General features: G+C 65.5%; 14 protein-coding genes. 8 read left to right on the forward strand and 6 right to left on the reverse strand.

Annotated elements, in window-relative coordinates; genetic code table 11:
• Nucleotides 1-53: 53 nt before the first annotated feature.
• The 8 genes from LPA35_RS12075 to LPA35_RS12110 all read left to right on the forward strand — a co-directional run bounded on the left by LPA35_RS12075 (nucleotide 54) and on the right by LPA35_RS12110 (nucleotide 13,239).
• Entirely contained in the window at nucleotides 54-995 is a 942-nt protein-coding gene (locus tag LPA35_RS12075; RefSeq protein WP_055398073.1) for a LysR family transcriptional regulator, read from the forward strand.
• Nucleotides 992-2,122, forward strand: a complete 1,131-nt coding sequence (gene mnmA, locus LPA35_RS12080) for a tRNA 2-thiouridine(34) synthase MnmA (protein WP_055398068.1) — start codon at nucleotides 992-994, stop codon at nucleotides 2,120-2,122. The genes LPA35_RS12075 and mnmA overlap by 4 nt, the downstream gene beginning before the upstream one ends.
• 332 nt (nucleotides 2,123-2,454) lie before the next feature.
• Nucleotides 2,455-2,931, forward strand: coding sequence for a cellulose biosynthesis protein BcsD (gene bcsD / locus LPA35_RS12085; RefSeq protein ID WP_228897145.1), 477 nt, complete (start codon nucleotides 2,455-2,457; stop codon nucleotides 2,929-2,931).
• A 44-nt stretch (nucleotides 2,932-2,975) separates the two neighbouring features.
• The gene (gene bcsP / locus LPA35_RS12090; RefSeq protein WP_228897146.1) at nucleotides 2,976-3,512 is read left to right on the forward strand and encodes a cellulose biosynthesis protein BcsP; all 537 of its coding nucleotides are present in this window, start codon (nucleotides 2,976-2,978) and stop codon (nucleotides 3,510-3,512) included.
• Nucleotides 3,509-4,291, forward strand: a complete 783-nt coding sequence (gene bcsQ / locus LPA35_RS12095) for a cellulose biosynthesis protein BcsQ (protein ID WP_228897147.1) — start codon at nucleotides 3,509-3,511, stop codon at nucleotides 4,289-4,291. Before bcsP ends, bcsQ begins: the two co-directional genes overlap by 4 nt.
• Nucleotides 4,288-6,474 carry a UDP-forming cellulose synthase catalytic subunit gene (gene bcsA, locus LPA35_RS12100; RefSeq protein ID WP_055400303.1) on the forward strand — a complete coding sequence of 729 codons (2,187 nt, stop codon included), beginning with the start codon at nucleotides 4,288-4,290 and terminating at the stop codon, nucleotides 6,472-6,474. The genes bcsQ and bcsA overlap by 4 nt, the downstream gene beginning before the upstream one ends.
• Nucleotides 6,475-6,504: 30 nt before the next feature.
• Complete coding sequence (gene bcsB / locus LPA35_RS12105) at nucleotides 6,505-8,829, forward strand: cellulose biosynthesis cyclic di-GMP-binding regulatory protein BcsB (protein ID WP_121421647.1); 2,325 nt, start codon at nucleotides 6,505-6,507, stop codon at nucleotides 8,827-8,829.
• A 90-nt stretch (nucleotides 8,830-8,919) separates the two neighbouring features.
• On the forward strand, nucleotides 8,920-13,239 hold the full coding sequence (locus tag LPA35_RS12110; RefSeq protein ID WP_228897148.1) for a cellulose biosynthesis protein BcsC: 4,320 nt from the start codon (nucleotides 8,920-8,922) through the stop codon (nucleotides 13,237-13,239).
• Between the two features lie 238 nt (nucleotides 13,240-13,477).
• Here the strand turns inward: LPA35_RS12110 and LPA35_RS12115 are convergent, their stop codons facing one another.
• The 6 genes from LPA35_RS12115 to cysC form a co-directional block, all read right to left on the reverse strand.
• Nucleotides 13,478-15,118, reverse strand: a complete 1,641-nt coding sequence (locus tag LPA35_RS12115; protein ID WP_228897149.1) for a hypothetical protein — start codon at nucleotides 15,116-15,118, stop codon at nucleotides 13,478-13,480.
• A 420-nt stretch (nucleotides 15,119-15,538) separates the two neighbouring features.
• Nucleotides 15,539-16,252 carry a Bax inhibitor-1 family protein gene (locus tag LPA35_RS12120; RefSeq protein WP_121421645.1) on the reverse strand — a complete coding sequence of 238 codons (714 nt, stop codon included), beginning with the start codon at nucleotides 16,250-16,252 and terminating at the stop codon, nucleotides 15,539-15,541.
• 86 nt (nucleotides 16,253-16,338) lie between these two features.
• The gene (locus LPA35_RS12125; RefSeq protein WP_228897150.1) at nucleotides 16,339-16,914 is read right to left on the reverse strand and encodes a hypothetical protein; all 576 of its coding nucleotides are present in this window, start codon (nucleotides 16,912-16,914) and stop codon (nucleotides 16,339-16,341) included.
• A gap of 313 nt (nucleotides 16,915-17,227) precedes the next feature.
• Nucleotides 17,228-17,788: a single-stranded DNA-binding protein gene (gene ssb / locus LPA35_RS12130; protein ID WP_055400317.1), complete on the reverse strand. Its 561-nt coding sequence runs from the start codon at nucleotides 17,786-17,788 to the stop codon at nucleotides 17,228-17,230.
• A gap of 128 nt (nucleotides 17,789-17,916) precedes the next feature.
• Nucleotides 17,917-19,095: an MFS transporter gene (locus LPA35_RS12135; protein WP_228897303.1), complete on the reverse strand. Its 1,179-nt coding sequence runs from the start codon at nucleotides 19,093-19,095 to the stop codon at nucleotides 17,917-17,919.
• A 193-nt stretch (nucleotides 19,096-19,288) separates the two neighbouring features.
• The gene (gene cysC / locus LPA35_RS12140; protein ID WP_055400369.1) at nucleotides 19,289-19,885 is read right to left on the reverse strand and encodes an adenylyl-sulfate kinase; all 597 of its coding nucleotides are present in this window, start codon (nucleotides 19,883-19,885) and stop codon (nucleotides 19,289-19,291) included.
• Nucleotides 19,886-19,928: the final 43 nt, after the last annotated feature.

Genomic DNA, 19,928 nt, shown 5'->3' on the forward strand with positions numbered 1-19,928 from the left:
TGATCGTTTGATGCGTGCTGCGCAACAGCGAAGCGTTTTGAAAGCCCATGCCCATGAACAACAAATTCGATCTTGCTGACATCCAGGCCTTTGCCGCGGTGGCTGAGCTGCAGAGCTTTCGTGCTGCGGCCGAGGCGATCCACTTGTCGCAGCCTGCCTTCAGCCGTCGCATCGACAAGCTCGAAGAAGCCCTGGGCGTGCGCCTGCTTGACCGCACCACGCGCCGCGTCACGCTCACGGCCGTGGGCCGTGACTTCGCGCGCAAGACCCGCGTGTGGCTGGACGACCTGGACGGCATGCTCATGGGCCTGGGCGATGTGGCCGCGCGGCGAATGGGCGAGGTGACGATTGCCTGCGTGCCCTCGGCCGTGTATTACTTCCTGCCGCAGGTGGTCAAGCGCTACCACGAGCGGTTTCCGAAAATCCGCGTCAAGGTGCACGACGCCAGCGCCAACGAGGTGCTGGTGGCCGTGGCGCAGGGCGATGCCGACTTTGGCCTCAATTTCATCGGCAGCCAGGAGGCCGAGATCGAGTTCAAGCCCGTGCTGGCCGAGCGCTTCGTAGCCGCCTGCCGGCGCGACCATGTGCTGGCGCGGCGCAAGAAGGTCACCTGGGCAGAGCTGGGCCAGCACGACTTCATGTCGGTGGGCAAGACCTCGGGAAACCGTCTGTTGATGGACCTGGCGCTGGCCAACGTGCCCGACCGCCCCCAGTGCCTGTACGAGGCCAAGCACGTGACCACGCTGCTCGGCCTGGTGGAGGCGGGCCTGGGCGTGGCTGCCGTGCCCAGCCTGGCCATGCCGGGTAAGGACCATCCCACGCTGGTGAGCATTCCGCTGATCGAGCCCGTGGTGACGCGCCAGATGGGGCTGATCAAACGCAGGGGCAAATCGCTGTCGCCCGCTGCGCAGCAGCTCTATGACCTGCTGGTGGCTACGCGTTCTGTGCGCCCACGCAGTGCTGCCACGGCGCAAAAAATACAATCGGGGCAATGACTGCCAATACCAAACCGCCCAAACAACGTGTTGTCGTGGGCCTTTCGGGCGGAGTGGACTCTGCCGTGACCGCCCACCTGCTCAAGCAACAGGGCCACGAAGTCGTCGGCATCTTCATGAAGAACTGGGAAGATGACGACGACAGCGAATACTGCTCGTCCAACATCGACTTCGTGGACGCCGCCGCCGTGGCCGACGTGATCGGCATCGAGATCGAACACGTCAACTTCGCAGCCGACTACAAGGACCGCGTGTTTGCCGAGTTCCTGCGTGAGTACCAAGCGGGCCGCACGCCCAACCCAGACGTGTTGTGCAACGCCGAGATCAAGTTCAAGGCTTTTCTGGACCATGCCATGCGCCTGGGCGCGGAGAAGATCGCCACGGGGCACTACGCCCGCGTGCGTCAGAACCCATCCTCCGGCCTGTTCGAGCTGCTCAAGGGGCTGGATCCCTCCAAGGACCAGAGCTACTTTCTGCACCGCCTGAACCAGGCGCAGCTGTCCAAGACGCTGTTCCCGGTGGGCGAGTTGCACAAGACCGAGGTGCGCCGGATCGCCGAGGAGATTGGCCTGCCCAATGCCAAGAAGAAGGATTCCACGGGCATCTGCTTCATTGGCGAGCGGCCGTTCCGCGAGTTCCTGAACCGTTACATCAGCCATGAGCCCGGCCCCATCCTGGACGACCGGGGCCGCAAGCTGGGCCAGCATGTGGGCTTGTCGTTCTACACCTTGGGCCAGCGCCAGGGCCTGGGCATCGGCGGAATCAAGGAGAAGGGCGCACAACGTGGCGGCGGCGAGCATGCGCCCTGGTTTGTGGCCCGCAAGGACCTGGCCAGGAACACGCTGCGCGTGGTGCAGGGGCACGACCACCCCTGGCTGCTGTCCTCCGCCCTGGAGGCGCAAGATGCCAGCTGGACGTCCGGCCACCCCCCTGTGCCGGGGAACTATGCCGCCAAGACCCGCTACCGGCAGCAGGACGCCGCGTGCACCGTCGTCAGCGCGGACGGCGCGGGTTTTCAGCTGCGTTTCCCACAGGCGCAGTGGGCGGTGACGCCGGGACAGAGTGCGGTCTTGTACGACGGGGAGGTCTGCCTCGGGGGCGGGGTCATTTTTGGTGCGACAGACTGAAACATCTGGGGCACATTAGCCCTCTAGCCGATTGTGGTGCACCCCCACAAATGGGGTTTTCTAATTAATTAAGACTATGGATTGAATAATCCAAATAGTAAATAATTAATTCTTGTGGCGTGACACCCACAAACTTCTACGTAGTTACCGCCAGTTGAACTAAGTTGACCTTTGGTTCGTCGCCACAAGCGTCATTTGTCACGGCGTGGCTTCTAGAATTCCCGAAAACGCTGTTTGAAACCACATGTATCAAAAAATGCACGTGGTAAACCCTTAGTTCATCTTGCTGACGGCCGTCAAAAACGGGCCCGAAGCTTGCTCGTGCTTGCACCATGTCTCAAATTGTTTCCATGCCTTCGAGCCCCGACATCGCCGCGCACCTGGTCCGGCAGCAGTGTTCGGTGCAATGGCGAGGGTTTTTCCAGGCTCTTGCAGCGGAATTTGTCGCGGCCCTGCCACCGGAAGACCTTCGCGCGCTGATGTTCCGGGTGGGCGTGCGGTTTGCGGCAGACCATCCTTTGCCAGCGTGTGCCACTGTGGAAGACCTGCAGCGCAGCATGACGGCGGTCTGGACGAGCATCGACTGGGGCTGGGTCGATTTGACGCAGGAAGTTGCGCAGTTGAACATCCACCACAGCCTCTCGCCCGTATCTGCTGCATTCGGGCCGGACCACGTGCATTGGTCCGGTGGTTTCCTCGAAGGGGTCTACCAAAGCTGGTTCGACCAAGCGGGTGCCGGGCAACTCAAGGTGGTGCAATGCGCACCTGCCGATACCTGGGGGTGTGTACACCTTCAGCTGTCGCGCTGAGCACCGGGTTTCGGATCTATATGTTGCGGCATTGGCGGTGACCCATGAAACACTCAGACGACATCGTGAACCTCTTTCAGCAGTTTGGGGCCAAGGCAGACCCCTACCATGAGCTGGCCCGCAAGCAGGAGCACCAACTCTCCAACGAGCGCTGGCCCCTTGTCTCCGCCGTTCGTAATGCCGTGGCCGATGACGTGCCCTCGGTAGACCGAAGCGCCGGTACCGCTGCGGCGCCTCTTCCCCAGCAGGCTCAGGCCTCCGTTTCGGCGCGACCAGAGCCCGTTGTGGCAGTGCAGCGCACTGCACCCGTCGCCGCCGAGTCGCCCCGCCCGGTGGCCGCGCCCGCAGCAGTAGCGGCAGACCGTCTGCCGCCAGCGGCTGCGCTGGCCTCGCGTTCCCCCCTGGCGGGTCTTGCGGGCCTGCGTGGACAGGCTGCGCCGACTGTTGCTGAAGAGCAGGCCGTGCACCAGGAGTCCTTGCCGGTGGACCTCCCATCGGTTTTTGCGCGTCTGGCGGGTGCTCCCGTGGCCGCCGGCGCTGCGCCAGCGCCCGCCTGGCAGCCTCGCAAGGGCCACCTATGAAAGTGATTGCCATCGTTTCTGCCAAAGGTGGCGTGGGCAAGACGACCCTGACGGCCAACCTGGCTACCGCACTGCAGCGCGAAGGTGTTGCGACGTTGCTGGTGGTGGACATGGACCCCCAGAATGCGCTGGGCTTGCATTTCGGCGCCGATCCCCGTTCTCTGGCCGGTGTATCCCGTGCCAGCCTGGCAGGCGAAGACTGGGGCTCGGTCTGCGTGCAAAGCCCATCGGGCGTGCATGTGCTGCCCTATGGCGTGGTGAACGAGTCTGACCGCGTGGCTTTCGAGCGGCACCTGGACGCACACCCGAACTGGCTGGTGCAGCAATTGCAGGGCCTGGAACTTCCGGAGGATGCCGTGGTGCTGGTCGACACGCCGCCCGGTCCTTCTGTTTATATGCAGCAGGCGCTGTCGGCGGCCCAGGTGGTGGTGGTGGTCAGCCTGCCGGATGCGGCGTCTTATGCGGCGCTGGCCCTGATGCAGCGGCTGGTGCACACCTACTGCACACCGCGCCCTGATTTTTCCGAAACGCTGTACGTGCTCAATCAGGTGGACGGCGCGCGCCAGTTGTCCAAAGACATCACGCGTGTGATGCAGGACAACCTGGGTGAGCGCCTGGTGGGCGTGGTCCACGAAGACCAGGCGGTGCGCGAGGCGCTCGCCTACGACCAGAGCGTGCTGGAGTATGACCCCCAAGGCCAGGCGGCCGATGATCTGTGCAAGTGCGCGCGCGTCCTTGCGCAGCGCCTGCGACTGCCACTGGCTGGAGCCGCGCAATGAGTATCGACCAACGCCCGCAGGCCGACGAGGTAGCTGACGCCGATTCCCACAGTCCCCAGGCACACTGGCGCACCGTGGTGCATGCCATCACCGGGTGGGATCTGTGGCAGCACCCCGTAGCGCGTGTCGCGGCTGTGGTGTTCAGTGCCTTGCTGATGGGGTTGGTCATCAGCGTACCGCTGGATCTCCAGGGGCAGATTCTCTTTTCGGTGGGTTCTTTTGGTGCGGCCTTGCTGCTGAGCAGGACCCCCGGCCGCCTGTCCACGCTGGCAATGATCGTGCTGTCGATCTCGGCCTCGTCGCGTTACATCTACTGGCGTTTTACCGACACCATCGGCTTTACCAACTGGCTGGATGCGGCATTCGGCTATGGCCTGGTGCTGGCAGAGCTGTATGCCTTTGCGGTGCTGCTCATTGGCTACTTCCAGACGGCGTGGCCCCTGCAGCGCCGCCCGGTTCCCATGCCCCAGGACATCAGCACCTGGCCCAGCGTGGATGTGTTCATTCCGACCTACAACGAGCCGCTTGAAGTGGTGCGCCAGACGGTGTTCTCGGCCATGAGCCTGGACTGGCCCGCCGATCGCCTGCACGTGTATGTGCTCGACGACGGCCGCCGTCCCGAGTTCCGTGAGTTCTGCGAAGAGCTGGGCGTCGGCTACCTGATCCGCGACAACAACCACCACGCCAAGGCGGGCAACATCAACGCGGCGCTCAAAGTCACGAGTTCCGAATACATCGCCATCTTTGACTGCGACCACATCCCCACGCGTTCCTTCCTGCAGGTCTGCATGGGCTGGTTCTTCAAGGACACCAACCTGGTCATGCTGCAGACGCCGCACGTGTTCTTCTCACCCGATCCGTTTGAGCGCAACCTGGACACGTTCCACCGGATGCCCAACGAGGGCGAGTTGTTCTACGGCATCGTCCAGGACGGCAACGACCTCTGGAACGCGTCGTTCTTCTGCGGTTCTTGCGCCATCATCCGCCGCAAGGAGTTGCTGGAAGTGGGTGGCATTGCGGTAGAAACCGTGACCGAGGACGCCCACACGGCGCTCAAGCTCAGCCGCCTGGGCTACAACACGGCTTACCTCGAAGTGCCTCAGGCTGCGGGCCTGGCCACCGAGAGCCTTTCCGGCCACGTAGGCCAGCGCATTCGCTGGGCGCGGGGCATGGCGCAGATCGCGCGCACCGACAACCCGCTCTTTGGCAAGGGTCTCAAGTTCGGCCAGCGGCTGTGCTACCTGAATGCGATGCTGCATTTCTTCTACGGACTGCCGCGCCTGGTGTTTCTGACTGCACCGCTGGCCTACCTGTTCTTCGGGGCCCACGTGTTCCAGGCCACGGCGCTGATGATCACCGCCTATGCGCTGCCCCACCTGGCCCACGCCAGCGTGACCAACTCCCGCATCCAGGGGCGCTTTCGCCACTCGTTCTGGAACGAGGTGTACGAGTCAGTGCTGGCCTGGTACATCATGCGCCCGGTGATCGTTGCCTTCATCAACCCCAAGCTGGGCAAGTTCAACGTGACGGCCAAGGGGGGCGTGATCGAGAAAGCCTATTTCGACTGGACCATTGCACGGCCTTACGTGGTGCTGTTGGTGATCAATCTGGTGGGTTTTGCGGTGGGGATCTGGAAGCTGTTCTCCTCCGCCGGCGACGAAACCACCACGCTGGTCATCAACATGGTCTGGACCACCTACAACGTCATCCTGCTGGGCGCCAGTGTGGCGGTGGCCAGCGAGACGCGCCAGATCCGTGGCACACCGCGCGTGGCGGCTGCCCTGCCCGCTGTCATCCGCTTTGATAACGGCCGCACGCTGGTTTGCAAGACCGAAGATTTCTCGCAGCACGGGCTGGGCCTGTCCGTTCCGGCGGACAGCGACATTCCCATGGGCAGCCGCCTTTCCGTGTCGCTGTTCCGGTCCGACGAAGAAGGTGTTTTTCCGGCCGTTGTCACGTTCAGTGGCAAGGGGCGTCTGGGCGTGAAGTTCGACAACCTCAGTCTGCGCCAGCAGGCCGAACTGGCATCGCTGACCTTTGCACGGGCGGATGCCTGGATTGCCACTTGGGGCACGGGCCAGCGCGACAAGCCGCTGCGCTCGCTCTGGAGCGTGATTGCGATTGGAGTGCGCGGCATGGGACAACTGACCGTCTCCGCCGTCAAGTCCCTCAAGCCCCGTTAAGCCTTTCCCTGTTTCCAAAGACTCGACACCATGATTCCCAAAAGACATCCGACAGCGCGGCTGCCGCGCAAGCGCATGCTGCCTGCCATGCTGGCCTTGGTACTGACAGGGACGGCCGTGCCCGTATCCCAACTTGCTGCGGCCCCTGCACCAGCGGGCTTGGCTGGGGCGGAAATGCTGGCTGCGGCGCAACCGACCGAGAGTGGAGTGCGTGTACACCGCACCAGTTTCAAGGATCTGGGGGCCCTGTTTCCGCTGCAATTGCGGGGTGTGGACGGCACCAGCGGTGTGGCGTTCAGCGTGCGCAACGACGAAGTGGTCACAGGCGCGCGACTGAAGCTGAACTACTCCTACTCGCCCGCCCTGCTCCCCAACCTGTCCCATATCAAGGTGCTGGTGAACGAGCAGGTGGCCGCCACCATTCCGGTGACCACGCAGCAGGCGGGCGAAAACCTGCAGCGCGAGATCGTCATCCCGCCGCGCCTCATCACCGAGTTCAACCGGCTCAACCTGCAGCTGATCGGCCACTACACGATGGAGTGCGAAGACCCGCTGCACTCCAGCCTGTGGGCCAACGTCGGCAACGACAGCGTGCTGGAACTGACGGTGGCGCCCGTGGCCCAGACGAACGATCTGGCGCTGCTGCCGCAGCCTTTCTTTGATCGCCGGGATGTGCGCCCGCTGGAGCTGCCGATGGTGTTCGGCGCAGTGCCCAACACGGGCACCTTGCAGGCCGCAGGCACGATGTCATCCTGGTTTGGCGCGCTGGCGGGTTTCCGGGGAGCGAGGTTCCCGTCACTGGTGGGCGAACTCCCCGCGCGCGGCAACGCGGTGGTGATGATCGCGGGCAAGGCGCAAGCGCCCGCCGGGCTGACCCTGCCAGACATCCAGGGCCCCACCGTGGCCGTGGTGAGCCACCCGGCAGACCGCCATGGCAAGCTGCTGCTGGTCATGGGGCGGGACGAGGCCGAGCTTGGCGTTGCCGCCAAGGCACTGGCCATCGGTTCCTCGGCCCTGTCCGGCCCGCTGGCACGGATCACCGAGGTCACGGAACTCAAGCCCCGCAAGCCGTACGACGCGCCCAACTGGCTTTCCAATGACCGGCCCGTGAAATTTGGTGAACTGGTCGAGGCCGATGCGCTCAACGTGTCCGGCTACTCGCCAGATCTGATCCGCCTGAACTTCTTCCTGCCGCCCGACCTGTTCGCATGGCGCCAGAAGGGCATCCCGGTGGACCTGCGGTATCGCTATACCCCGCGCCCGAACCCGGACAAGTCCACCCTCAACATCAATGTGAACCAGCAGTTCCTGCGTTCGTTGCCCCTGCACGCAGTGAACCATGAAGAACCCGGCGCTCTGGACCGCCTGCTGACCAAGGTGGTCCCCAAGGGCGAGATGGCGCCGGAGCGCGAGACTTTCCACATCCCGCTGTTCAAGCTGCCGGCCCAGTCGCAGCTGCAGATGCATTACTACTATGACGTGGTCAAGCAGGGCGCCTGCAAGGACGTGCCACTCGACAACGTCCGGGGCTCTGTCGAGGCCGACTCGACCATCGACATCTCCGGTTTTCCGCATTTCATCGCCATGCCGGATCTGGCGGCCTTTGGCAATGCAGGGTTCCCGTTCACACGCATGGCAGACCTTTCTGAATCTGCGGTGGTGATGCCGGACAAGCCGGGTGCGCAGGAGTACGCGGCCTATCTGGGCCTGATGGGTGTCATGGGGCGCGTCACGGGATACCCTGCCCTGGGCGTGACCGTGGCGCAGGCCCAGCAGGTGGAGCGGCTTGCCGACAAGGACCTGCTGGTCATTGCCTCCGGCGGCAACCAGCCCCTGCTCAAGCAATGGGCCAGTTCCATTCCGGCCCTCCTGCAGGGCGAAACCAAGAGTTTCCAGATGTCGGATTTCGCCAACCGCCTGCTGCGCTGGTGGGGCTTTGGCGAGGACTCCAGCGTGCACGCACGGCGCAGCCAGGTTGCGTTTTCCAGCGACAGCACCGATGCTCTGGTGGCAGGTTTTGAATCGCCTTTGCGCGGTGGCCGCAGTGTGGTGCTGGTTGCCAGCAACCAGCCTGCAGGTCTGTCGCAAGTGATGGATGCACTGCTGGATGCCGAAATGCTCAAACACGTGCAGGGCAGCACCACGGTCATCCGGGGCAAGCAGGTGGACAGCCTGGTGGCCGAGAAAAACTACCATGTGGGTCAGTTGGGCCCCTTGCTGTATACCCAGTGGTTTCTTTCGCGCAATCCGCTGTTGCTGATTGTCCTGGGCGTGTCGGCGGCGGTGCTGATAGCGATCATCATGTACCTGTCGCTGAGAGCGCGCGCACGGGCCCGGCTGAAGCAAAAAGGCTGAGGCGGTGCAAAGCACGCCCGGCTGTTTCTGAATCACGCAACACATTCCCGGCACCTCGGTGGCCGGGAGCCTCGCAGGGAGAAGGAAGGCATGTCCTCCAAACGTCGTCGTCATCAAACACTTGCCATGGGGCTGCTGGCCTCGCTGATGGCCCCCGTTGCCTGGGCGCAGACCGGGGCCGAGCAGACCCTGCTGGACCAGGGGCAGTACTGGCAGGAGCGCGGCGACACGGAACGCGCGGGTGAGGCGTGGCAGAAGCTGTTGCGCATCAACCCCCAGAACGCCCAGGCCCTCTATGGGATGGCGTTGGTGGAGCTCAACGCCCGCCGCCCCGAGGGCGCCCAGCGCTACCTGAACCAGTTGCAGGCAGCCCATCCGCGCAGCCCGCTGGTCAGCCGGTTGCAGGAATCCATCCGCACGGGCCGCAGCGCACCCCAGATCGAAACTGCGCGCCAGCAGGCCCGCAGCGGGCAGGCCAGCCAGGCCTTGAGCACCTACCAGGCGGCACTGGGAGACCGCGCTCCCACCGGCCCCCTGGCGCTGGAGTACTACCAGACGCTGGGCGCCACAGCAGGCGGCTGGGACGAGGCCCGCCGGGGGTTGAACCGCCTGGCGCAGGAATCGCCCGAAGACCCGCAGATTGCGCTGGCCCTGGCGCAACACCTGACCTACCGCGAATCCACGCGCCGCGAAGGCATCGCCCAGCTGTCGCGGCTGGCCGGGCGCGCCGATGTGGGCAAGGCGGCGACGGAAAGCTGGCGCAAGGCGCTGGCCTGGACGGGCAATCGCTCGGCCGACATCCCGCTGTACCAGGAATTCCTGCGCGCCAATCCCGGAGACACTGCGGTGCAGACGCGCCTGGTGCAGGCCCAGAACCTGCAAAAACAGTCTCAGGCAGCTTCCGTCCGGACGGCCGACCCGCTGCGCCAGCGGACGACAGCAGGGTTCCAGGCCCTGGACGATGGCGAGCTGGATGCTGCAGAGGCCGCATTTCTGAACGTGCTCGAATCCCGTCCCACCGACGGCGATGCGCTGGGTGGCCTGGGCATTCTGCGTTTGCGCCAGGAACGGTTTGCCGACGCGCGCGGGCTGCTGGAGCGGGCCTCGCGTGCGGGCTCGGCCAGCCGCTGGAAACAGGCGCTCGACAGTGCCACCTACTGGAGCCTGGTCGAGCAGGCCACCTCCGAACGCGAACGCGGTGAGACAGCGGCAGCGCGGCGTTCGCTGGAGCAGGCTGTGCGGCTGAATCCGGCCGAAGTCACGGCCGAAACCGACCTGGCAGACCTGTTGGTCGAAGATGGCCAGTACGACGCCGCCGAGGCGGCCTACCGCCGTGTGCTCGCGCGCCAGGCCGACAACCCCGACGCGGTGCGGGGCCTCGTGGGCGTGCTGGCGCAGAACAACAAGGCGGCCGAAGCCCTGGCGCTGGTGGAGAAGCTGTCACCCTCGCAGCAAGAAAAGGTGGGAGCCCTGGGGCGCCTGCGTGCTGCGCAGGCATTGGGCCAGGCCCGCGCAGCGACGGAGCGTGGCGATACCGCCGCCGCCCGCGCAGCGCTGGAAGATGCCCTGCTGAACGATCCGGCCAGCCCCTGGGTGCGGCTGGACCTGGCCCGCCTGTACCTGCGCATGGGCGCGGTGGCCGAGGCGCGGGGCGTGATGGACGGGTTGTTGCTGTCCAACCCCAATATGCCCGAGGCCCTGTATGCCAGCGCCCTGCTGGCCTCGGAGGCTGGTGACTGGCCCAGCGCCTTGGCGCTGCTGGACCGCGTTCCAGAAAAGCACCGCACCCGTGACATCGCCGCGCTGCAAAAGCGGGTGTGGGTGCATGTGCAGGCATCGGCTGCGTCGGCGTTGGCGGCCGAAGGTCGCCAGACGGAAGCCCTGGCCACCCTGGCCCAGGCCGAGTCCTTTGCCACCCAAGACCCCGAATTGCTGGGCGCCATGGCCTTGGCCTACGCGGACGCTGGCGATCCGCAGCGCGCGCTCGGCATGGTGCGCCAGGTGCTGGCGCGCACCCCCCGGCCCGATGTCGGCCTGCGCCTGCAGTACGCAGCCACCTTGCTCAAGACCCAGCAGGATGTGGAACTGGCGGGCATCCTGCGGCAGCTGCAGACGGCCCCGATGAATGACCGCGAGCGCAAGAGTTTCAGCGACATCCGCCGCGCCTACATCGTGCGCCAGGCCGATGGCCTGCGCGAGGCGGGCGACCTGGTCGCGGCCTACGACACGCTCGTTCCCTTGCTGGCCGAGCAGCCCGACGAGCCCCTGGCCATGGCGGCACTGGCCCGCATGTACGCGGCCAACAACGACTATGCCCAGGCGCAGGCGCTGTATGCGCGGCTGCTGGAAAAGTCTCCCAATGACGTGCCCCTCATCCTGCAGACCGCAGCCATGGCCACGGGCGCCAAGGACTATGGCTATGCGGAGTCGCTGCTGTCCGTGGCGCTGGCGCGCGCGCCGCGTGATCCCGAAGTGCTGACGGCCGCTGGTCGGTTGTACCGGGCGCAGGGCAAGAATTCCAAGGCCACCGAGTTCTTCACGGCTGCCGTTGCTGCCGAAAACGCGCAGCGCGATGCCGTGCTGGCCGCCAGTGGCGTGGCGGCGGGGCCTGCACGTTCGGGCAATCCATTTGCCCAGCGCGCGGCATTGCAGCAGCGTGCCGGGGGCGGGCTGTCAGTGCCTGGTGCCGCAGCCGTCGCACGGTCGCCGGTGGGCTACACCCCCCAGCAGTACGCGGCCCAGCCAGTAGCGCGCAGCAACAACGCACCTGCAGGCCTCTACATTCCCGACCCGGCCGGTGCAAGCCGCTTTGGCACGGCACCGCAGGCCTATGCGCAGGCCGCTCCCATGACGCCCGCCAGTTACTACCCCGAGGCGTCCAGCCCGGTGGCGGCGGCTGACACGGCGGCTTCGACGAGCGCTGCGCGGCGCAACGCTGCGGCACTGCCTTCTTCGACCCCACGGTCGGTGGGTGCCTCTGCGGCGGCGCCGGCCATGGCACCTGTGTACGTGCCGCCAGCACAACCCATGCAGCCGATGGGCGCTACGGCCCCGGCTGCGGCGGGCTACTACACGCCTGCACAGGCCTACGGTGGTGGGTATGCGGGCGGCGCCCAGTCCTTGCCTGCGCAACGCGCAATGCCTGCTCCTGCAGCACCTTCTGCCTGGTCCACGGCGGGCCTGGGCAACGTGCCCGACCCCACGCGGCCCCGCACGGCCCGCGATGAGCTGCGCGAAGTGCAGCAAAGCCAGATTTCTTCGTTCTCCGTGGGCGCAGTTGCGCGCGCACGGCAGGGCGAGGCAGGCATGAGCCAGCTTTCCGAGATCGAAGCGCCCGTGCAGCTCAAGATGAGCGTGGGTGACGGTCACCTGCTGCTGGGCGTAACGCCCACGGGCGCCAGCGCAGGTTCGCCCGGCTCTCCCTACGGCACCATCAGCCGCTTTGGTGGTGGCCCGGTCACGGCCCTGGCCATGCCCGAACGCGGTGCTGGCTCGCAAAGCGACAGCGGCGTCGGCCTGAGCGTAGGCTATGAAAGCGGAGGCTTCCGGGCAGACATCGGCAGCACGCCGCTGGGCTTCGGCCAGTCCGATGTGACGGCAGGCGCGAGATACCGCACAGCCATCACCGACGACCTGACCGTGGCCGTGGACCTCTCGCGCCGCCCGGTGACCGACAGCCTGCTGTCGTTTGCCGGTGTCCGTGATGCCCGGACCGGCGACCGCTGGGGCGGCGTGTCCGCTTCGGGGGGCCGCGTTGATCTGACCTGGGACGACGGTGAACTGGGGATCTATGGGTACGGTTCGCTGCATGGCCTGACCGGTACCCGCGTGCGCAGCAATGCGCGGGCCGAGCTGGGTGGCGGGATGTACTGGCATGTGCACCGCACATCGAACGCCGACCTCACGGCGGGCCTGAGCTTCACGGGGCTGTCGTACCAGCGCAACCTGCGCTACTTCACGGTGGGCCACGGTGGCTATTTCAGTCCCCAGCAGTTCGTGTCCTTTGGCATTCCCGTCGAATGGGCGCAGCGCAATGGCCGCCTGTCCTACCAGCTCAAGGGCTCGGTGGGCGTGCAGTATTTCAAGGAGGATGCGGCGCCGTACTTCCCCAACAGCCCATCGCGGCAGGTGTCTGCCGTCCAGGCAGCGGCCGACGCGCTGGCCTTTGGCGAAACGGGCGCCACGGCCATCTACCCCGGCCAGTCCCGCACGGGCCTGGGCTACAACCTGGGTGCGGCCATGGAATACCAGATGCATCCGCAGGTGTTCGTGGGTGGGCACCTGTCGCTCAATAACGCACGCAACTACCGCGAGTTCGCGGGTGGCCTGTATGTGCGCTATGCCTTCCAGCCCTACAACGGCCTGCAGGCGTTCCCGGTGAACCCCTTGCGGTCACCGTATAGCTACTGAACTTTTCCAGGGCGCTCACCCGCTCTCTGCAAGCCACAAAAAGGCCCGTCGCACTTCACGTGCGACGGGCCTTTTTTATGGGCAACCCGCTTGTGGCGGGAGCACTGTCTGCGTGCCACATGGCGCTTGCGCGGGGTGAAGGCGCTGTAAGCCAAGGCCCATGGGCCGACCACAGGGGTACCGCAGTGATTGCCCGGTTGCAGCACCCCCCGCCTAGCGCGAGGGGTGCTCCCTGCCGTTACGGCGTGGTCTGCTTGGCGCCCACAAACACGGTGTGGGCACGTGTGCCAGCCACGGACAACCCGGCAGTCAGAATGCGCAGGCCAATGACCTTGCCATTCGCATCGAACTGTGCCGATGCCGAGCCGGACTGCGGCGGGCCTGAGGACAGGCCGCAGGTGATGGGTGCGTTGGGGCTGTTGAGGTAGCCGAATGCCTCGACGCGGTACAGGTTCAGACCACTGCCCAGTTCGCCCAGGAGCTTGCCCGCCACTTCACAGCCGCTGGTGGTCAGGCCCGTGATGGCGCCATCGGCAAACACCGTCAGCGTTGTGGTGTCGCCACCAAAACCCGTGCCAGCCATCTTGTAGGTACCAACGATCAGAGCCGCGTTGGGCACCTTGCCGGAGGGCAGCGCGTACAGCGGGTCGGGCGTCACGCTGAAGCGGGTGGGGAAACCGCCTGGCTGCGTTGGGTAGCTGAAGCTGCCGCTGAACAGGCCGGCGGTGCTGGTGCCATCGCCACTTTGGAGCGTGCCGTCGATCAGCACGGACTCGTTGTAGGCGCCCGTGTTGGCCAGCAGGCGGTTGAAGAACACGCCATCGTTGGCCGTCACAAAACGGTTGTTCGTGACGTTGTTCTCGTAGCGGATAAGGCGGCCATACAGCGCGTTGTGGTCCAGGCTGCTGTTGGTGTAGAAGAACAGGCCGCCGTCCGGCAGCACGCTGCCCCAGACGGTCGTATCGCCAATCACGCCTGCAGGCAGCGTGAAGGAGCCCTGCCAGTTGCCTGCCACCGACAACGGCGTGGTGGAAGGCGGCACGGTGGTGCGGGGGTCGGCAATGCCGTTGAGGGTGAAGGTGTTGTTCGGGCCCGTCGCATTGCGCGTGAACACCCAGATGCCGTTGGGCACCCCTGCCGCATCAAACCGCAGCACGGCGATGCCGGATTGCTGCGTGCCGCTGGCCTCGCAGGAGGTGGTGTCGCCCGACAGATTGAGCGTCATCGAATACAGCGGGGAGTCTGCGGCGCGTGGCGTGGCCGTGCCCGTGACCAGGCAGCCGCCGATGCGGCCCGAGAGCTGGCCCTGTGGGGTGACGGTGAGTACCCATCCACCGCCAAACAGGCCGGTACCCCGGTAGGTGCCCTCGACCAGGCTCGCGCGTGCGGGGTGGAAGTTCAGGCTGCTGTACGAGAGCTTGATCGGCACCACCGCGCCAGACGCAGCCGCCGTCTGCACCGGGTCGGAGTAATTGCCGCTGATGCCGTCGGTGCGGCCGATCTTGCCGCTGTTCGATGCCGTGCCACGCAGCGTCAGGCCCGTGGCAAATTTGCCGTCCTGGACCGAGTAGTACGTGACGCCAGTGGCCAGCACTGCCGTGACGTTGACATTCAGGCGCCCGTAAAACGCATCAAAGCCCGCTGCGCCCGGGGCCTCGCGTGCCATGTAGAACTCGCCCCCGGTGCCCAGCGGGCCGGGATCGATGTAGCCCACCACCTGCCGCTGCGCAGCGCCGGTACCCACCGTGCCCTCCCACACGCCGCCGGGGTATTGCTGTACGCCAGGGGCGGGGCCCACGTCTTCGCCGTCGGACGAGCCGCCGCCGCAACTGGCGAGCAAGGCCGCACAGGTCAAGGATAGCCAGAAGTATTTGCGCATGATGGACAGAAAGAGGATCAGTAGGTAATGGGGAGTCGTCGAGATGCCGCCGTGGCGCGCGAGGCGTTATCGACGGGCCAGCGAGCGCGCACAGGTGCATGCTGGCTGTCTTGCTGTTTCTAATTGTGCCAGCAGCGGGCGCAAGGGACGACAGGAAAATGGCATGCCAGAGTTGGGCGGCAGGCTGTGGGGCTGCGGTGCGCCCACGGGGAATGCGACCTCGGACGACGGCTGGGCCACGCCTGTCAGGTGCACCTGAATGCATCTACGATCATTTGCTATCAATAATATAGCTATTACCGCTTATTCATCAAGCGCTAGAGCCTGTTTTTTCTTGGATTTAGCCTGCTTCAAAGAAAAGGGCCGACCCCTTTGCAGGAGCCGGCCCTTGCCACCGCGCGGGGCTTCAAGGATGGTGGCTCAGTCGTCGTTGGTCGCCAGGCTGATCAGGATGCGCAGCACGTACCAGAGCATCAGCGCGATCGATGCAAACAGGTGCAGCGCAGCTCCCGCAGGGCGGTCGGCGGGGTAGTCGTGGATGATGCGCGAGGTGTCGTACAGCACGCAGGCGCCGGCAAACAGCACCATGATCCCCGAGAACCAGATGCCCAGCTTGAAGCCAAAGATGGCGCCGGCAATGATGGTGCCCAGGGCCACCAGGCCGCCCACCTTCAGGATGCCGCCCAGGAACGAGAAGTTGGTCTTGGTGGTGAACGCCGTCCAGGTGAGCGCGCCCACCAGCAGCAGCGTGATGAAGGCCGCAGCGCCAATGGCACCGGGGGCCACGATCTGGGCGATGCCGAACATCGGCGCGAAGATCAGGCCTTCGGCCAGCACATACAGGCCCAGGCCCATCAGCTGTGTTTGCGGGCTCTCTGCGTTGTCGGCCATGTACGAGGCCAGCCAGCCCACCAGCATGAACGCGCCCATGACGCCCAGCCACAGGAACTTGTTGCCGCTGGCCAGCAGCATCTTGGCCGCTGTGCCGGAAAATCCGGTCGCCATCAGGACGGCGGAAAGCACCACGAAGGCCAGCATGGCCACACCGAGGTGCTTGTAGGTAGCAACGATGAAATCGCGCCGTTCAAACGGTGCGCCTTCCGGCGTCGAAGGGGTCAGGACATTGGGATTCATGGCGCATTCCTCGCTCTGTGTGTTGGTTGTGAAATCACGGGAGGGGCGCACCAGGCGCCTCCTCCCTCCCTCTCTGTGAAAATTTCTCAGGCCGCGCTGAGCTGCTGGCTGGAGTCCGCTGCACGCAGCCTGCGGTTGGACCACACACCGGCGGCGCCGATCAGCGTCAGCAGGATCGCGAAGATCCAGGTGCCAGCGCCGCTGAAGGACCGGGCGGAGGACGCTGCCTCGGCCTGCAGGCGCTGCCTGGTGGTCTCATAGCTGATCACGGGCTTGCCATCGACCGCCACTTCGTACACCAGGTCGTTGTCGCTCTTGTCCACCAAAGCGGTGATTTTTTCGTCGATCAGGTTGCCCACCAGTTCCTGGGGTGTGCTGTAGTCGATGCGCAGCTTGCGGGCCTCGGCGCCTGCTCCTTCGGGCTGGACGCTGATTTCGTAGAACTGCTTGGTAGCGCGGCGCTTGCGCTTGACGGTGACCTCCGAAGCCTGCGTCACCGTGCCTGCCACGGTCTGCAGGCTTTCCCGCGCTGCGTAGGCGTGGTCGCCATCGGCCTTCCAGCCGCTGTACAGCGACAGGCCGATCAGGCCGGGCCCGGCCAGTAGCAGCAGCCACGCGTAACCGGTGATGAAAATCAAAATCTTGCGAACAAAGCCTGGCATGGCTATCCCTCTCTTGTGCTGTTGAATGTTGTTGTGACTAACCAGAATTTGCTGGCGGCACCGCAGGCCAGCCGCCAACAAGCGCCCGATGATCTTCGAGTTGGGCGCAACCGGTGTAAGAAAGTGTTGGCGCCGTTGTCCCCGTGCCGCACTGGACAAACTGAGGGGGTGGGGAGGACGCTGGCCGTTGTAGAAGAAGCGCCGCGTGCCGCTGCCTCAGCCTCTCAGCGCTTCTTGACCATCATGCGGGCGCAAAAAAAGGCCCGCAGCGTGTGTGCTGCGGGCCTTTTTACAAAACTGGAAAGCGCGGCTTCTAGAACGGGATGTCGTCATCCATGTCGTCAAACCCCGAGGCTGCGCGGGGTGGCTGTGCCACGGGCGCAGGCGCAGGGCGCTGGGCAGGGGCCGCCATGGGGCGTGGTGGGGGCGCGGCGCGGCGGGGGGCCTGGTCGTAGCCGCCGCCCTGGTCGCCACCGCCGTAGCCGCCATCGTCGTATCCGCCGCCTTGCTGGCCACCACCCTGGCCGCCGCCCATGCCCTGGCGGCTGCCCAGCATCTGCATCTGGTCAGCACGGATTTCGGTGCTGTACTTTTCCACGCCGCTCTGGTCGGTCCACTTGCGGGTGCGCAGGCTGCCTTCCACGTACACCTGCGAGCCCTTGCGCAGGTACTGGCCAGCGATTTCGGCGAGGCGGCCGTTGAAGACCACGCGGTGCCACTCGGTGGCTTCCTTCATTTCGCCAGACTGCTTGTCCTTCCACTTGTCGGTGGTGGCAATCGTCACGTTGGCCACCTGGTCGCCACTGGGGAAAGTGCGCATTTCAGGGTCGCGGCCCAGGTTGCCGACGATGATGACTTTGTTTACGGATGCCATGGTGCTGTTTTTGCCTTAAAGGGATGAAAGAAGCGCCGGATTTGGAGAAGGATTCCGGGCGCCAAACGCGCCATTGTGCCGCAACCGGCTCGCAATGGAAGCTCTGGCGGCATGGCGCGATCCACCACTCAGTGGCCGCCGCGCCCCACGGGCCGCAGGGGCCAGGTCAGTACCAGCCACAGCGCCGTGAGCACGGTGGTGGCGGCAAACAGGCCCGGCGCGCCGGCCCATTTCACCAGGGCGCCGCCCAGCGCGCCGCCCGCAAACAGGCCCAGCGATTGCAGCGTGTTGTAGCTGCCCAGCGCCGCGCCGCGCAGCTGCGGCGGCGCCATGCGCGATACCAGGCTGGGCTGGCTGGCCTCCAACGCATTGAATCCGCAGAAAAACACAAACAGCAACGGCCCCAGCACCCACAGTGTGGGTGTGCTGCCGCTGCCCGCCAGCAGGCCCAGGCCTGCCTGCACCAGCAGCACCAGTGCGATGGCACCCAGCAGGGCGGCGCGCAGGCGGCCCGCGCGCTCCAGCGCAAACAGCCCGCCCATGGCCGCAAACGAGAGCACCACCGCAGGCAGGTAGACCTGCCAGTGGTGGTCTTTGGTAAGGCCCGCCTGTACCAGCATGGCCGGCACGGCCACCCACATGGACAACTGCACGGTGTGCAGAACGAAAACCCCCAGGTTCAGGCGCAGCAGGTCGGGGTGGGCCCACACATCGGCCAGGCGGCCCCGGGGCGCATTCTGGTGCTGCGCGGTTTCTGCAGGCACCCACCAAATCACCACCGCCACGCCTGCCAGCGCCAGGGCGCAGGTCAGCCCGAACAAGCCCGCCAGCCCGATGTGGGCCGCCAGCACCGGTGCGGCCACCAGCGCGACGGCAAACATCAGCCCGATGCTGCCACCCACCAGGGCCATGGCCTTGGTGCGCACGGCATCACGCGTCTGGTCAGCCAGCAGGGCGGTGACGGCGGCCGACACGGCACCGGCGCCCTGCATCGCGCGGCCCACCAGCAGCCCCGTGAGCGAATCGGCGAGTGCGGCCAGCATGCTACCCGCTGCAAACACCAAAAGACCCAGCACGATCACGCGCTTGCGCCCAAACCGGTCGGAGGCCATGCCCAGCGGCAACTGCAGTACCGCCTGTGTCAGGCCGTAGATGCCCATGGCAAGACCGACCAGGGCGGGGTCATCCCCACCGGGGTACTTGCGGGCCTCCAGCGCAAACACAGGCAGGACCAGGAACAGTCCGAGCATGCGCAGCGCAAAGATCAGCGCCAGGCTGAGGCTGGAGCGGCGCTCCTGCGGGGTCATGGCGTTGCCGGAAGGCGATGGCGACAGGGGCGGTGGGGCAGCGCCCGCAAGTGAAGAAGGAGAATCCGGCACGGTGGTGCCCTATGGGGCAGGTAAAGCAGGGATTTTCGCCCATTGGGCAGGAGTTGTGATTCGCGTGGGCATGTGCGGGGCGTGGCACGGCTCCCAAGGCATGGCTGACCGGCCCAAAGGCTCACAGCAAAGCGCAGATCCGCTGCACGCATTCCTGGGGCGTGAGCTGGGCTGTGGGCAGCACCAGCTCGGCGGCCAGCGGTGGCTCGTAGGGCGAATCAATACCGGTGAACTGGCGCAACTCGCCCGTGCGGGCCTTGCGGTACAGGCCTTTGGGGTCGCGCTCTTCGGCGAGTGCCAGCGGCACATCGACAAACACTTCCAGGAAGTCGCCCGGGGCAAACAGTTCCCGGGCCGCCTGGCGTTCTGCACGAAAGGGCGAAATGAAAGCCACCACCACGATCACGCCCGCGTCCACAAACAGGCGGGCCACTTGTGCGACACGCCGGATGTTCTCTGCCCGGTCCGCGTCCGAAAACCCCAGATCACGGTTCAGCCCCTGGCGGATGTTGTCGCCGTCCAGGATGTAGGTGCGTTTACCCTGGCGATTCAGTTCCCGCTCCAGCGCATTGGCAATGGTCGATTTGCCCGCACCCGACAGGCCGGTGAGCCAGACCACCCGGCCGGGGTGGCCTCCCAGCTGCTCGCGCTCCGCACGGGTCACGGTCAGCGCCTGGGCATGGACATGGGGGACGTGGGGTGGTGTGGGATCGGTCACTTTGGCGTAGGCAAATGAATATGGCGTGCAATGGTACTGGCAT

This window comes from Acidovorax sp. Leaf73 (assembly GCF_916855635.1).
GTDB classification, from domain to species: domain Bacteria; phylum Pseudomonadota; class Gammaproteobacteria; order Burkholderiales; family Burkholderiaceae_C; genus Acidovorax; species Acidovorax facilis.